General features: G+C 66.4%; 13 protein-coding genes. 4 read left to right on the forward strand and 9 right to left on the reverse strand.

Annotated elements, in window-relative coordinates:
• Positions 1-177: 177 nt before the first annotated feature.
• On the forward strand, positions 178-705 hold the full coding sequence (locus FFS21_RS11565) for a pilin (RefSeq protein ID WP_137924984.1): 528 nt from the start codon (positions 178-180) through the stop codon (positions 703-705).
• 133 nt (positions 706-838) lie between these two features.
• Positions 839-2641 (forward strand): PglL family O-oligosaccharyltransferase, encoded by a 1803-nt coding sequence (locus tag FFS21_RS11570; protein WP_137924985.1) that lies wholly within the window; start codon positions 839-841, stop codon positions 2639-2641.
• A 21-nt stretch (positions 2642-2662) separates the two neighbouring features.
• Here the strand turns inward: FFS21_RS11570 and FFS21_RS11575 are convergent, their stop codons facing one another.
• From FFS21_RS11575 to moaC, 3 genes are all read right to left on the reverse strand, one after another.
• Entirely contained in the window at positions 2663-3187 is a 525-nt protein-coding gene (locus FFS21_RS11575) for a hypothetical protein (RefSeq protein ID WP_137924986.1), read from the reverse strand.
• Entirely contained in the window at positions 3184-3702 is a 519-nt protein-coding gene (locus FFS21_RS11580; protein WP_137924987.1) for a hypothetical protein, read from the reverse strand. Before FFS21_RS11580 ends, FFS21_RS11575 begins: the two co-directional genes overlap by 4 nt.
• 181 nt (positions 3703-3883) lie before the next feature.
• Positions 3884-4369 (reverse strand): cyclic pyranopterin monophosphate synthase MoaC, encoded by a 486-nt coding sequence (gene moaC, locus FFS21_RS11585; RefSeq protein WP_137924988.1) that lies wholly within the window; start codon positions 4367-4369, stop codon positions 3884-3886.
• A 97-nt stretch (positions 4370-4466) separates the two neighbouring features.
• Between moaC and FFS21_RS11590 the strand changes: the two genes are divergently transcribed.
• A complete protein-coding gene (locus FFS21_RS11590) occupies positions 4467-6293 on the forward strand; it encodes a beta-barrel assembly-enhancing protease (RefSeq protein ID WP_502705166.1) in 1827 nt (608 codons plus the stop codon).
• Positions 6294-6393: 100 nt separating this feature from the next.
• Here FFS21_RS11590 and FFS21_RS11595 read toward each other — a convergent pair whose 3' ends face one another.
• From FFS21_RS11595 to FFS21_RS11620, 6 genes are all read right to left on the reverse strand, one after another.
• A complete protein-coding gene (locus tag FFS21_RS11595) occupies positions 6394-6990 on the reverse strand; it encodes a DUF2946 family protein (protein WP_137924990.1) in 597 nt (198 codons plus the stop codon).
• A gap of 16 nt (positions 6991-7006) precedes the next feature.
• On the reverse strand, positions 7007-8023 hold the full coding sequence (locus FFS21_RS11600) for a YheT family hydrolase (protein ID WP_137924991.1): 1017 nt from the start codon (positions 8021-8023) through the stop codon (positions 7007-7009).
• 11 nt (positions 8024-8034) lie between these two features.
• Entirely contained in the window at positions 8035-8475 is a 441-nt protein-coding gene (locus FFS21_RS11605; RefSeq protein ID WP_137924992.1) for a YybH family protein, read from the reverse strand.
• A gap of 10 nt (positions 8476-8485) precedes the next feature.
• Positions 8486-9508 (reverse strand): lipopolysaccharide heptosyltransferase II, encoded by a 1023-nt coding sequence (gene waaF, locus FFS21_RS11610; RefSeq protein ID WP_137924993.1) that lies wholly within the window; start codon positions 9506-9508, stop codon positions 8486-8488.
• A 115-nt stretch (positions 9509-9623) separates the two neighbouring features.
• On the reverse strand, positions 9624-9818 hold the full coding sequence (locus FFS21_RS11615; protein WP_061954896.1) for a zinc-finger domain-containing protein: 195 nt from the start codon (positions 9816-9818) through the stop codon (positions 9624-9626).
• 63 nt (positions 9819-9881) lie between these two features.
• Entirely contained in the window at positions 9882-10802 is a 921-nt protein-coding gene (locus tag FFS21_RS11620) for a branched-chain amino acid transaminase (RefSeq protein WP_137924994.1), read from the reverse strand.
• 125 nt (positions 10803-10927) lie between these two features.
• Between FFS21_RS11620 and FFS21_RS11625 the strand changes: the two genes are divergently transcribed.
• Positions 10928-13876 carry a DEAD/DEAH box helicase gene (locus FFS21_RS11625; protein ID WP_137925016.1) on the forward strand — a complete coding sequence of 983 codons (2949 nt, stop codon included), beginning with the start codon at positions 10928-10930 and terminating at the stop codon, positions 13874-13876.
• The last annotated feature ends 106 nt before the right edge of the window (positions 13877-13982 follow it).

Genomic DNA, 13982 nt, shown 5'->3' on the forward strand with positions numbered 1-13982 from the left:
AAGTCTTATCCATCACGGTTTTGCGAGTTTCCGGACTTTTTCAGTAAGCGAATTGGGATTGTCTTGGGTCAGTTACAGACGCGAATCGTGCGCCGATCATGCCCCTTGTGCTTTGCCGCGTGAAGTTGAGCCAAGCGGCAGTGCATGACATTTCACAACAAACGAAAAGGGTCATTCATGGAAAGCAAGTTCGACACTATCCAGCCTGTCCACTCGCCATCGCGCCGGCCATTGTCCCTGCGGCAACGCGCGCAGCGCGGCTTCACGCTGATCGAGCTGATGATCGTGGTGGCGATCGTCGGCATTTTGGCTGCGTTCGCCGTGCCGCAGTATCAGGATTACATTGCGCGCGCACAGTTTGGCGAGGCGCTTAGCCTGGCGTCGGGCCAGAAGCCCCAGGTCACCGAGTATTTCTCCCACAACGGAACTTGTCCGGCTAATGCGACCGCGGCGGTTGATGGCATCCCGAAGGCATCTGATATCAACGGAACCTACGTTGCGAGTGTGACGCTAGGTGGCGACGTCACTGATGCAGGCGGCTGTACTATCAAGGCCACGTTCAAAGACGCTAAGGTCGCGAAGGGGTTGTTAGGTAAGACCGTAACACTGACCATGGGCAATGCGAACCAAGGATCGGTGACTTGGGCTTGCACGTCGAATGCTGTCAAATCGCTCCTGTCACGGGATTGTGAGGCGACGAAGTAGGCGTCAGCTCGCCGCAGCTAAATCGAAATCGGTATCGTCCCCTCACTTAACGCCCGGCCCAGCCGGGCGTTTGCCCTTCCTCCCCCCTCCCGCGCTATCATGGCGCCTCTTCTTTCTTCCCCCACTGGTCCGCATGCCGGCACAGAAAGCCACGATCCCGGCGGCGATGATTGTCGTCGCGTTCACTGTTCCCCTGCTTGTCTCGAAGCACACGCTGCCGCTGTCCACGTTCTACGGCGAATGGACTGCAGCTGCGCTTGGCGTATTGCTGGTGATCGTGCTGGCGATGAAGCGCGTGGACGATGGCTTGCCGCGTGTGCGTGGGGCCTTGCCGTGGATTGTGTGGCTGCCGCTATGGCTGATCGGGGTGACGATCGCGCAGGCTGCCATGGGCATGGCCGATATCACAGGCAGCCGGCTGACGACGCAGCTGGTGCTGGCGCTTGGCGCGGCGCTCATGATCGCTGCATGGCAGTTCGGGCGAGGGATGTCCACGGAGCGTCGGGCCAGCATCGTCGATGCACTGGCTATCGCGCTGCTCGTGGCGGGGTTGCTTGGCACGCTTGCGCAGTGGGTGCAGGTCTTCCGCATGGAGGACCAGATGTTCGGACTCGTCTCCGAATACTTCTATCCCGCGAACCGCCGGCTGTGGGGCAACCTGAACCAGCCGAACCATCAGGCGACGATTCAGGGCCTGGCGCTTGTGGCGGCGATCTGGCTGGCTACGCGTGGCTGGCTCCAATTCCCGAGCTGGCTGGTGGCGACGTTGTTGCTTGAAAGCGGCATCGCGCTGTCCGGATCGCGGACGGGCCTGGTTCACGTGGGACTTGCCGCGGGCTATGCACTGATTGCGGCGGCGATGGCACGCGGTACGCCACGCGGCTCCAGCCCGATGCATCGCGCGCCCGGACTCATCGCCGCAGCCATGATCCTGGTCGTGGGAAGCCTCGCGATGCAGGCTGGCATCAAGGAAGCGGGACGTGCGTTCGACTGGCAGCTATTCGATACCGTCGCGCAAATCCAGGCCGGCAACCAGATGTCGGCGCGTGGCGCATTGTGGGCGCAGGCACTGGCGATGTTCCGCGACCATCCTTTGTTTGGCGTGGGCTATGGTGAATTTGGCTGGGTCCAGTTCCAGGAGGCGGCGCAGGTGCGCGTGGTGGCCGAGATGTCGCTGCATGCCCACAACGCGGTCCTTGACCTGATGGCCAAGACGGGCGCGGCGGGCACGGCTGGCGTGGCGCTGGTGCTGGCGGCGTGGCTCTGGCGTGTCTGGCGCGCGCGGATCTGGCAAGGGTCGGCGGAGGCTCGTGCCGCTGCAGCACCTGTGTTGGTCTGGCTGGCAATGCTCGCGGCGCATTCGATGCTCGAGTACCCGCTGCACTATCTCTACTTCTTCCTGCCGTTCTGCTTCATGCTCGCCTGGCTCGAACCAGCGGGCTTCGGTGGACGCATGCCACGCCAGGCCGGATGGCTGATAAGCGCAGTGTTCGTGGTCGTGTCGGGAGTCGTGTTGGCGACGATGTGGCAGGACTACAAGCGTGTGGAGACGCGCGAGTATGCCAGCGACGCGCACCGAGATAACTTGCCGATGCCGCGCTGGTGGTTCCGCCAGCATGCAGCGTCCGATGTGTCCGAACGGACCGCGATCACCGCCGCCAACGCCCGGACGCTGTTGCCCGGGCACATGGCGGCGTTGCACCTGCTGCCTACGCCGACGATGATTCGCCGCACAGCCTGGCTGCTGGCACTGGCCGGCGAGCAGGAGCGTGCCCGGCTATGGATGGAGCGATTGCGCTTCTACTATCAGGGCGACGAGGCCGCGCAGTTTGCCGCGCTCGTGCATGACTGCGATGCCATACCGTCACGCCAGCGCCCGCGCGAATTCTGCACCTGGGCAACGCACCGCGAGCACCAGCCGCGCAACGGCAACTGATGCTGACGTTCGCGCCTTGCGTTAGCGGACATATCCGGGTGGCGGAGGCGGCGGGTAGTAGGGCTGGTAGTTGGCGGGGGGCATCGCAGCGCGGGACGGTGGCGGCGAGTTGACCATCTGCCCGTACACCGGCACGCGGTTGCCGCTCGCGTACATGCACTGCACGTAGGCCGCGTCGTAGCGCTGCTGGGAGCCGTAGCCCGCGTTGTACGAATTTCCGGCCCCTACCGCAGCGCCAGTCAACAGGCCGACACCCGCGCCCACGGCAGCCCCAGCACCGCCATCGAACGCCGCACCCGCAGCCGCGCCCAGCGCCGTGCCGATTGCCGCGCTGCCGACGGCCGCCGCGTTGGCATTCTGCTGTGGGCTCGTGCCGCCAATCTGTCCAAACGCATACTGGCGGCAGTTATAGTCGTCGCCCCGGAACTGGTCGAACGACTTGTTGGTGCCCGGCAACGCCATCACGCTCGGCCCCGATGGCATCACGGCACAGGCGCCCAGCGCGCTGGTAGCCACGAGCAGCAGGCAGACGGAACGGGTTCTCATGACGTGGCTCCCGGCAGGGCGGACGAAGATGCGGCGGGTGTGCCCGGCACAGGTGCCGAGGACGATGGCGCGCGCGGTTGTTCGCGTTGCCAGCCACCCGGGCATTCCTTCACATACGGAAAATAGCCCTGCGGTTGATTGCAGTAGTACCACCACGCATTGGGCGAGGTGCCATCGGTCAGCGTCGGATTCCCATCGCTGCCCTGCTCGATGTACTGCGGCGGATTCGGCGCCGGCACGGCTACGACTGCCGGTGCCGGTGCCGGATAGTAGCCCGGACCATAGACCGGACCATAGACCGGACCATAAGCCGGCCCATAGTAGGAGCCGTATGGTCCCCATCCCGGTCCCCACGCAGGTCCCCAGCCGGGGCCCCATCCTGGGCCGTAGCCCCAGCCCGGTCCGACATAGACACCCACGCCCACGCGCGTGCGGGCCTCGGCGGTTGTGGTGAAAGCGACCGCACCGATTGCGGCCAGTGCCAGCGCCAACTGGCAGAGCTTGCGCCCGTTCATGATCGTTACCTCGAAATCCTGCCGAACACCTGCATAACGCCCGATCCCGCCGCCTGGGATACCGGCGCCGGCTGCGGAATTGTTACGTTCTATTCAATATCAATTTGCCTGAGGCAGGCGCACGGGAGCGCTTTCCGAAATGCCGCGTTACCGTTATTACGGGCAGGACAAGCGCCGGATGCTATCCCTGCGGACCCGCCACCCAGTCGCCCGACTTCCCGCCATGCTTCTCCAGCAGCTTCACATTGCCGATGACCATGCCGCGATCGACGGCCTTGCACATGTCGTAGATCGTCAGCAGGGCGATCTGGACGCCGGTGAGTGCTTCCATCTCCACGCCGGTCTGGCCCTGGGTTTCGGTGCGGACGATGCAGGCGACGGTCGCGCTGGGTTCGTCGAGGGCGAAATCCACGGCCACGCGGGTCAGCCCGATGGGGTGGCACAGCGGAATCAGGTCGGAAGTGCGCTTGGTGGCCATGATGGCGGCCACGCGGGCGATGCCCAGCACATCGCCTTTCTTGGCGTTGCCATCGCGCACCAGCGCGAACGTCTCGGGCTGCATGGTGATCGTGCCAGTCGCCACGGCCACGCGGTGCGTGCTGGCCTTGCTGCCAACATCCACCATATGGGCCTGGCCGGCATTGTCGAAATGGGTGAGCTGACTCATGGGTGCGAACGCTTGGAAAGTGGAGGGTGCGGGGGACGAACTGGCCAGGAGGGCTTGCCCGATGGGAACGTCATCAAGAGGCCGCTATCATAGCAACATGCCAAAGACTCCATGGCCTCGCCGCCTGCCCGTCCGGTCGAGTGCCCGCGCTGCCGATTCCGCCGTGCCCGCTCCGTCCGCCGTCCGCGCGTCACTTTTGACGCGTGGGGTGGCGGCTGCGCTCGTGATGACGCTCGCGGCCCCCGCGTGGCCGCAAGGCACCCCATCGCGGGCACCCCAGGTCTCGGCGGCCTCGTCGCCCGCTGCAGCCGCCAACGCGCGGTTGTCCACTGCACCGGTGGCGTCGCTGGGGCCGGCATTGAGCGGCGATGTCAGCGATCAGGTCTTCGACAACCTGAACCGCAGCGTGCGCGCCGGGCAGAAGTCAGACTTCGGGCTGCGCAGCGGCAATACGGTGGTGGAGTCGTCGGGCATCCAGTTGCCGGACCTGGGCGACCCTTCCACGGCATCGCTGTCGCCCGACATGGAGAAGCGGCTCGGCGACCGCATCATGCGCAGCATCCGGCGCGATCCGGACTACGTGTCCGATGCCTTGCTGAACGATTACCTGAATGCGCTGGGTTACCGGCTGGTGCAGGCCGCGCGCAGGCAGAACCTGGCGGGTTCCAACGGTGCGGGCACGTTTGCCACGGGCTTCGAACTGTTCGGTGTGCGGGATCGCTCGATCAACGCCTTCGCCATGCCAGGCGGTTATATCGGCGTGCATACGGGTTTGCTCGTGCAGTCCGAGACCGAGTCCGAGTTGGCCTCGGTGCTCGGCCACGAAATCGGCCACGTCACGCAACGGCATATCGCGCGCGGGATCACGAGCCAGGACCAGTCGATGTGGATCGCCCTGGCGTCGATGGTGCTGGCCGGTCTGGCCGCCACCAAGAGCGGTGACGCGGCGGCGGCGCTGGCCATGGGCGGGCAGGGCGCCGCCGTGGCCAATCAGTTGTCGTTCTCGCGCGGCGCGGAGCGTGAGGCGGATCGAGTCGGGTTCCAGATCATGACCTCGGCGGGCTTCGATCCGCAGGGCATGCCCGATTTCTTCCAACGGCTGCAGCGCGTGACCGGGATTTCAGACACGTCCGTGCCGGCCTATGTGCGCACCCACCCGCTTACGTCCGAGCGGATCGCGGACATGTCCGACCGTGCGCGCCACATCGCTCCGCGCAAGGTCGCCAACACGCCCGACTACGAGTTCGCGCGCGCCCGGGCCGCCGTGGTGCAGTCCCCCGCGCCCAGTGACCTGCGCAACCTGCTGGCTTCGTTCCAGGCCCAGACTTCCACTGCCTCGCCCATACGTCTGCCCGCGATCTACTACGGCATGGCGTTCGCCAACCAGAAGCTGGGCCGTTTCCAGGACGCGGAGAAGGCGTTGATGGAGGCGCGTCGGCTCTACGGCAACATTCCCGGCGTGACGTCGGGCACGCCGATGCTCGACGTGATGGCCGTGGAACTGGCGCGTAACGAAGGCCGTATCCAGGATGCATTGAACCAGTCGGCGGCCACGCTGAAGGCGTTTCCGCTCTCCCACGCCGCTGCGCTGGCCTATGCGGATACGCTGGTCGCCGCGGGCCGCCTCAACGATGCCGTGGCGTTCCTGAGATCCCGCACGCGCGAGGAAACGGGGCGTTCGGAATGGTGGGAGTTGCTGGCGCGGGCCTACGCTGCGCAGGGCAAGCGGCTGCAGCAGCATCAGGCGCTGGCCGAGAAATATGCGATGGACGGTTCGTACCAGGCCGCCATCGAGCAGTTGCAGATTGCACGCAAGGCGTCCGATGGCGATTTCTATACGCTGTCGGAGGTCGATGCGCGGCTGCATCAGTTGCAGCTGCAGTACAAGGAGGATCGGCAGGATAGCAAGGGGATGCCGAACTGACGTTCGGTTCAATCTACCGCTGGTTTTTCCCTCTCCCTTTGGGAGAGGGGCAGGGGAGAGGGCAGGCGGTGCAAATTGCCACTGTTCGGCAAGCAGAACCTCAGGCCCTCTCCCCCAACCCCTCTCCCGCAGGCGGGAGAGGGGAGCTTATAAACCCAAACCGCTTCTCCACCTCCGCCTCCACGATCGGCTCGATTTCAATATCGCGGCCATCGTAGTGGAAGACCCCCAGCGTCGCCCCGCAGGCTTCGCCATGCCAATCGCTGGTCGTACTGAACGCATCCAGATCATGATCGTGGAGCAGCGCCGCCTGCTCGCCATCCACGCCGTCGACCGTGCCCGACAGCAACACATTGCCGTGCTCATCGGCAAAGCATGAAGCCGGAACAAACGCGCGGCTCGTCGTGGTGGACAGCACGCCGTTGTGCAGCCGCACGATCCATGGTGTGTACATCAGCGAAACAAACACGCGCTGCGGCCCGTTCTGGAAGTACCAGCCGCCGTGTTCGTCTCGCGTGTAGTTGCGTTCGATAAAGGCGATCAGCGCCTCATGCCGGATCGGGTCGCCGGACAGGCCGTGCTGTTGCGCGAACTCGTTGCGCATGCGCCATTGGCCGCGCCGGTCCAGCGCCAGCCAGCCGTAGCAGTTCGGCACGTTCGGCCAGCGGGCCATGGCTTGCCTGACAACTTCGTCCATGGTCTGTCTCCTTTGTTTATGCGCGAATGCTGTCGAAGAACGCGAGGATGCGTGCCGGCAGCCATTCGATATGGCCAGCCACGGGCAACAGCGGCAGATGGCCGAGCAGGCCGTTGCGCGGCGTCATGAAGCCGACGTGGCCGCCGTGCTCGGGTTGCTCCAGCGTGACGTCGGCGCTCACCTCTGCGGGGCCAGGCAGGTGGCGGCCCGGCAGGAAGGGATCATTGCGCGCGTTCAGCACGAGCGTAGGAATGCGGATCTCGCCGAGGATGGGCTTGCTGGAGGCGCGCGCCCAGTAGTCGTCCGTATCGCGAAAGCCGTGCAGCGGTGCCGTGACGATGTTGTCGAACGCGTACAGGTCGCGGCTCGCCAGCATCGTGTCGCGGTCGAACAGGCCGGGGAACTGGTCGAGCTTGGCCAGCGACTTGCGCTTGAGCGTCTGCAGGAACATCCGCGTGTAGAGCATGTTGAAGCCGCTGGAGAGCGCCGCCCCGCCTGCCGCCAGATCCAGCGGGGAAGAGATTGCTGCCGCCCCGCTCAGGAAGCCGGCCGCGTGGCCATCCTCGCCAAGAAAGCGCAACAGCGCATTGCCGCCGAGCGAGATGCCCACGGCCAGTATCGGCCTGTCTGGGTCGCTCTGGCGTACCGTGTCGCGCAGACGGTGCAGCACCCAGCGGATCTCGGCGGAATCGCCCGAATGATAGAAACGCGGCGCCTGGTTCAGTTCGCCCGAGCAGCCACGGAAATGCGGAATCACGCCTTGCCAGCCGCGCTCGCGCAGCGCGGTCATCAGCGTCTGCGCGTAGTGGCTGCGCGAGTCGCCTTCCAGGCCGTGGAACATCACCACCAGCGGCGCATCGGCGGCGGTGGGGTGCGTGGTCCAGTCGAGATCGATGAAGTCGCCATCGGGCGTGCTCCAGCGCTCGCGCCGGAACGTGATGCGGCGGTGTCGCGTGAAGCGCGCGGGCAGGATGGTCTGCGCGTGGCCGCCGCGCAGCCACCACGGTGTCTGGAAGGCGTCGCCGAACAGCATGGCGTCGCCTGTCAGTGCAGGGCCTGTCCCGGTGCGGCGGCCACGGCGGCCACCTGCACCGCGTTGGCCGGGCTGCAATGAATATGGGCCAGGCGCCAGCCCTCGTGGTTCTGCATCAGCACATAGGTGGTATGCACGAAGAGGTCGGCTTCCACGCGGCCTTCGCCAAAGCGCAGTGCCTCGGTCACGTCGAAGATCGACACGCCGAGCGACGAATGGCTGCTGGTCTCGATGGCATCGATCAGCACGGGTTGCTCTTCGAGCAGATGGGCGAAAGCCTGGCGCAGGCTGTCATGGCCGATCAGGCGCTGGCCATCGGGCATGACGCACGTGACCGAGTCTTCGTCCAGCCAGAGCCGCAGGGCGCCGTCGGCGTCGCGCAACTTCATGGCTTCACGGAAGGCATCGACGATGTCTTCGGCGGAATCGAACAGGCGGGCGAAACGAGGCATGTTGGCGTGGTCAGGGGCGATGCAGGAGTTTGCGCAACTCGACGAACACCATTTCGGGTTCGATCTCCTTCAGGCAACGCAGGTGGCCGAGCGGGCACTCGCGCTTGAAGCAAGGGCTGCACTCGAGTTGCAGCCACATGATACTCGCTGCCTGTGACAGCGGGGGCGTATGGCGCGGATCGCTGGAGCCGTAGACGGCTACCTGGGGCCGGTTCAGCGCGGCGGTCACGTGCATCAGGCCCGAATCGTTGCAGACTGCGGCCTCCGACAGCGCCAGCAGGTCCACGGCATCGTCCAGCGAGGTTTGTCCGCATAGGTTGCGCACGAACGGGGCGCCCGCGACGATTTCCTCGGCGATCTCGCTGTCCTTGGCGGACCCCAGCGTGATCATCTGGGCATACGGATACGAGCGCCGCAGCATCTGCGCCAGCGCCGCGAAATGCGCGGCGGGCCAGCGCTTGGCGGGGCCGAACTCCGCGCCGGGGCAGAACGCGATCACCCGCGTGCCCGGAGCGATGCCGAAGCGGCCAGCGGTGGCCGCCATGCGCGCCGGGTCTACCTTGAGCTGCGGATCGGGGATCGATTCCGGCAGGCGCGCGCCGGGCTTGAGGGCCAGGCGGGCGTAGTGCTCCACCATGGGCGGGCGGTTGTCGCGCGGCGGGTTGGCGTGGCGGATGTTGATCATGCCGAAGCGTGCTTCGCCGCGATAGCCGACGCGAAGCGGAATGCCGGCCAGGAACGGAATCAGCGACGATTTCAGCGAATTCGGCAGTACATAGGCCACGTCGTAGCCTTCGTGCTTGAGCTGCTGGGCGAACATCAGCCGCGCGCTGAGCTGCAGCTTGCCGTGCGCCAGGTCGCTCGGGAATACCTTGCCGATCTCGGGCATGCGCGCGAGGACCGGAGCGACCCACTTGGGCGCGAGGGCGTCGATGACAAGGCGCGGGTGGCGCGCCTTGAGCAGCGAGAAGAGCGGCTGCGCCATCAGGGCGTCGCCGATCCAGTTGGGGGCAATAACGAGGGCTTTTCTCATGGAGTGGGTCTGGCTTGGCCCTTTTCTTCGGTGCCCGGGCATGTCAACGCCCCGGGGCGCTGGGCGGCCCGGGGCGTCAGGTCGAAACGGCAGGAGGAAGCGTGCGTCGTACGGATCAGTGGTGGCCCTTGAGCACGGTGCCCGGCTTGAGCTTGTACACGGTGCCGCAGTACGGGCACTTGACCTCGCCGGTGTCCGCCACGTCCAGGAAGACGCGCGGATGATAGTTCCACGCCGGGGTGTTGCCGGTGGGGCAGTGCAGCGGAATGTCTTCCGCGCCGATTTCTACGACGGTTGCGGTTTGCGTCATGGTGTTACGTAGTCTTGCAGGGATGGGTTCGCAGGGATCTTGCTGTTTTCAGGTTGCCGCCGGTCAGACCGGCGTCAGCCACTTCTTGTACTTCTCGTCAGTGCCGTGCACGGCCGCGAAGAAGGTGTCCTGGATGCGCTTGGTGACCGGGCCACGGCTGCCTTCGCCAATGACGCGGTCGTCCAGTTCGCGGATCGGCGTGACTTCGGCGGCGGTGCCGGTGAAGAAGGCTTCGTCGGCGCAGTACATCTCGTCGCGCGTGATGCGCTTTTCACGGACTTCGATGCCGAGGTCGCGCGCAATGGTCAGCGTGGCGTCGCGCGTGATGCCGTCCAGGCACGAAGCCAGGTCCGGGGTGTAGATCACGCCGTTGCGCACGATGAACACGTTCTCGCCCGAGCCTTCGCTGACGTAGCCGTCGGTATCGAGCAGCAGCGCTTCGTCGTAGCCCAGGCCGGTGGCTTCCTGGTTGGCCAGGATCGAGTTGATGTAGTAGCCGCTGGCCTTGGCGCGCACCAGCGAGACATTGACGTGGTGGCGCGTGAACGACGAGGTCTTCACGCGGATGCCGCGCTCCATGCCGTCCTCGCCCAGGTAGGCGCCCCACGGCCACGCGGCGATGGCCACGTGAATCGTGTTGCCCTTGGCGGACACGCCCATCTTCTCGGAGCCGATCCAGACCAGCGGGCGGATGTAGCCGGAATCCAGGTTGTTGGCGCGCACCACTTCGCGCTGGGCGGCTTCCAGGGTGGCCTCGTCGAACGGCATCGCCATCTGGAAGATCTTGGCCGAGTTGAACAGGCGGCGCGTGTGCTCTTTCAGGCGGAAAATCGCCGGACCGTCAGGCGTCTTGTAGGCGCGCACGCCTTCGAATACGCCCATGCCGTAGTGCAGGGTGTGCGTCAGCACGTGAATCTTGGCATCGCGCCATTCAATCAGCTTGCCGTCCATCCAGATCTTGCCGTCGCGATCCGCCATCGACATGGTTGTCTCCCTCTGCACCAACGAAAGTCGTAAAGGCGCCATTGTAAGCCGCGGGGCCTTGCGTGCCAACGCGGCCCGGCGGACGCCCGTTCTACAATCGCACCTTTGCCTCCCAGCCTGTACGCGTGGCCCAGACCGACCTGCCCCCCGAACCGCTTGATCCTGTCGATGTCGATGCCGTGGATGCCTCCGGGCCTGCCTGGCAGGACGCGCTCGGCGCACTCGAAGCGCTGGCGGGCGGCACCCCGGCGGAGGAAGACCCGGGTCGCGACCGCCGGCTGGTCTGGGCATTGACGATCGACGGCGATGGCGAGGTGGGCACCATCGAGCCGATGGCCCAGTCGCTGGGTCCGCGCGGTTGGGGCCAGCCGCGTCCCATCCCCCTTGCGCGCGTGGCTGGCGACGATGCGCTGGCGCCGTGGGATGCCCGAGTGGCGCGTGCCATCCGGCGCGACACGTCGCGCAACCGTCGCCATGTGCTGGACCGCGCCGCCGCCGTGATGGCGCTGGTCGGGCATCCTGCCGTGGTGCTGTCCCATGCGCCGACCGTGCCGATGGAAGTGGTGGAAGGGTCTCCCGCGCTGGAGGCCGTGCGGGAAGGGGATCGCTACATGCTGCGCATCGTGCCGCCGCCCCGGCCCGCACGCTCGATGGAGGATTTCCTGCCGGCCGCCGCGAAACAGGAGGCCGAGGCGCTGCGCCAGATCACGGTGCTGCGCGATGGCGCGCGCCGGTTACGCGTGATTCGCTTCACGGCGGCCCAGCAGGGCGCGGCCAAGCTGATTGCAGGCGGGCTGGCCGTGCCCGCCAACGCACAGGCCCGGCTCGACAGTACGCTGCGGGCGCTGGCCGGCCATTTCCAGATCCATGCCGATAGTTCGGGCGAAGCGCGCGAGCGCGATCCGGAGTCGCGGCTGCGCGCCGAAGTGGCGCCCGTGGGACGTGGCATCAGCCTGCGGCTCGTGGTCACGCCGCTGGGACCGCTCGGGCCGCGTCTGGCGCCGGGCCAAGGCCGCGCGCAGTTGATGGCCACCCTCGGCGGCGAGACCCTGGTGACGCAGCGCGATCTCGATGCCGAACTCGCACACGTGGCCGAGGTATTCGACGCGCTGCCGTTCCTCGTGCAGCAGTCGCCCGCGAATGGCGAGCATGCCTGGACGCTCGACGATCCCGAGGATGCGCTGACTGCCGTGGAGACGCTGCCGGGGCTGGCTGGCGTGATCGATCTCGACTGGCCGCGCGGACGCGAACTGCGCGTGATCGCCGCAGACCTGCCGCAACTGGCTGTCAGTGTGGAGACCGGCAGCGAGTGGTTCAAGCTGGTCGGCGAGCTGCACGTGGCCGAGGGGCTCGTGCTGTCACTCGAAAAGCTCGTCAAATGGGCGCACGGCCACGCGGGACGTTTCATCCCGATGGACCACGGCGTCTACGTGGCGCTGACCCGCCGATTGCGCGATAGGCTGCGCGATCTGGCTGGCGTGGGCGACACCGTGCGCGACGGCATCCGCGTGCCACTCGTCGCCACACCCTGGCTCGACGATGTGCTGGCCGGTGTGGGTCTCGATCCCGATGCGCATTTCCGCGGCCGCGTGAAGCGCCTGCGCGCCGCGCGCGAGGCCGATGCACTCGTGCCGGCCACGCTGGCCGCCGAGCTGCGGCCCTATCAGTGCGAGGGCTACCGCTGGATGATGTCGCTGGCCGAGGCAGGGCTGGGCGCTTGTCTGGCCGACGACATGGGGCTGGGCAAGACGCTGCAATCGCTGGCCGTGCTGCTGGCGCGCGCGTCGGGTGGCGCGGCGCTTGTAGTGGCGCCCACTTCGGTGTGCGGCAACTGGGCGGCGGAAGCGCGCCGCTTTGCGCCGTCGCTCAACGTCATGGTCTATGCCGAGGGGGATCGCGATGCCATCGTCGAGCAGGCTACGGCGCATGACGTGGTGATCGTTTCGTACACGTTGCTGCAGCAGGCGCGCCGCGCGTTCTGCGCGCGAGCGTGGCACACAGTGGTGGCCGACGAAGCCCAGTCGTTCAAGAACCCGACCTCGCGCCGCGCGCAGGCGATGTTCGCGTTGCAGGCGGATTGCCGCATCGCCCTGTCCGGTACGCCGGTGGAGAACCGCCTCGCCGAACTCTGGGCCGTGATGCGCTTTTGCAATCCGGGGCTGCTGGGATCCTTGGTGCGGTTCAACGAGCATTTCGCCAATCCGATCGAACGCAACGGGGCGCGCGAGCCGCGCGTGGTGCTGCGCCGGATGATCGCGCCATTTGTGCTGCGCCGGACCAAGGCGCAGGTGCTCGATGAACTGCCACCGCGTACCGAACTGGTGATCCGCGTGACGCCAGAGCCGGCCGAGGCGGCGCACTACGAGGCGCTGCGGCGGCAGGCACTGTCCGAGGCCGAGCGCGCGTTGCTGCGACCGAAGAAAGACAAGCGGGCCCGTGCCACGCTGCCCGAACCCGAGGCGCGCATCCACGTACTGGCCCAGTTGATGCGGATGCGGCGGGCCGCGTGCGATCCGCGGCTTGTCACGCCCGAGGTGGCGCAGCCCGGCGCCAAGGTGCGCGCGTTTGCCGACCTCGTGGCGACGCTCGCAGCGAATGGCCACAAGACGCTGGTGTTCAGCCAGTTCGTCGATTTCCTGCAGATCCTGCGCGATGCGCTGGATCAGGCGGGCCTGAGCTACCAGTATCTGGACGGCGCCACGCCGGCCCCCGAACGCACGCGTCGCGTGGCGGCCTTCCAGTCGGGGGAGGGCGATGCCTTCCTGATCAGCCTGAAGGCGGGCGGCTTCGGCCTGAACCTGACCGCCGCAGACTACGTGGTGATCGCGGACCCGTGGTGGAACCCGGCTGCCGAGGATCAGGCGATGGGCCGCGCCCACCGCATCGGCCAACAACGGCCGGTCACGGTCTACCGGCTGATTTCGGCGGGCACGATCGAGGAGCGCATCGTGGACCTGCACCAGGGCAAGCGCGCGCTGGCGGATGGCGTGCTGGAGGCTTCCGACGGCGAGGCCATCGGCCGCGATGCCGTGCTGCCCGATATCGACGATCTGGTCGGGCTGCTGCGGCAGTAGTCGTTTCATTCCCCGTTTGCACCAAACGGTATACAAATTTCCCCTGCCTTGGTGCTCCGATTTCGAGTCATTCTGCCCTGCGATGCTTGATTGGCCTTGATTCGCC

The organism is Cupriavidus sp. 2SB (genome assembly GCF_005503625.1).
Taxonomy (GTDB): Bacteria; Pseudomonadota; Gammaproteobacteria; order Burkholderiales; family Burkholderiaceae; genus Cupriavidus.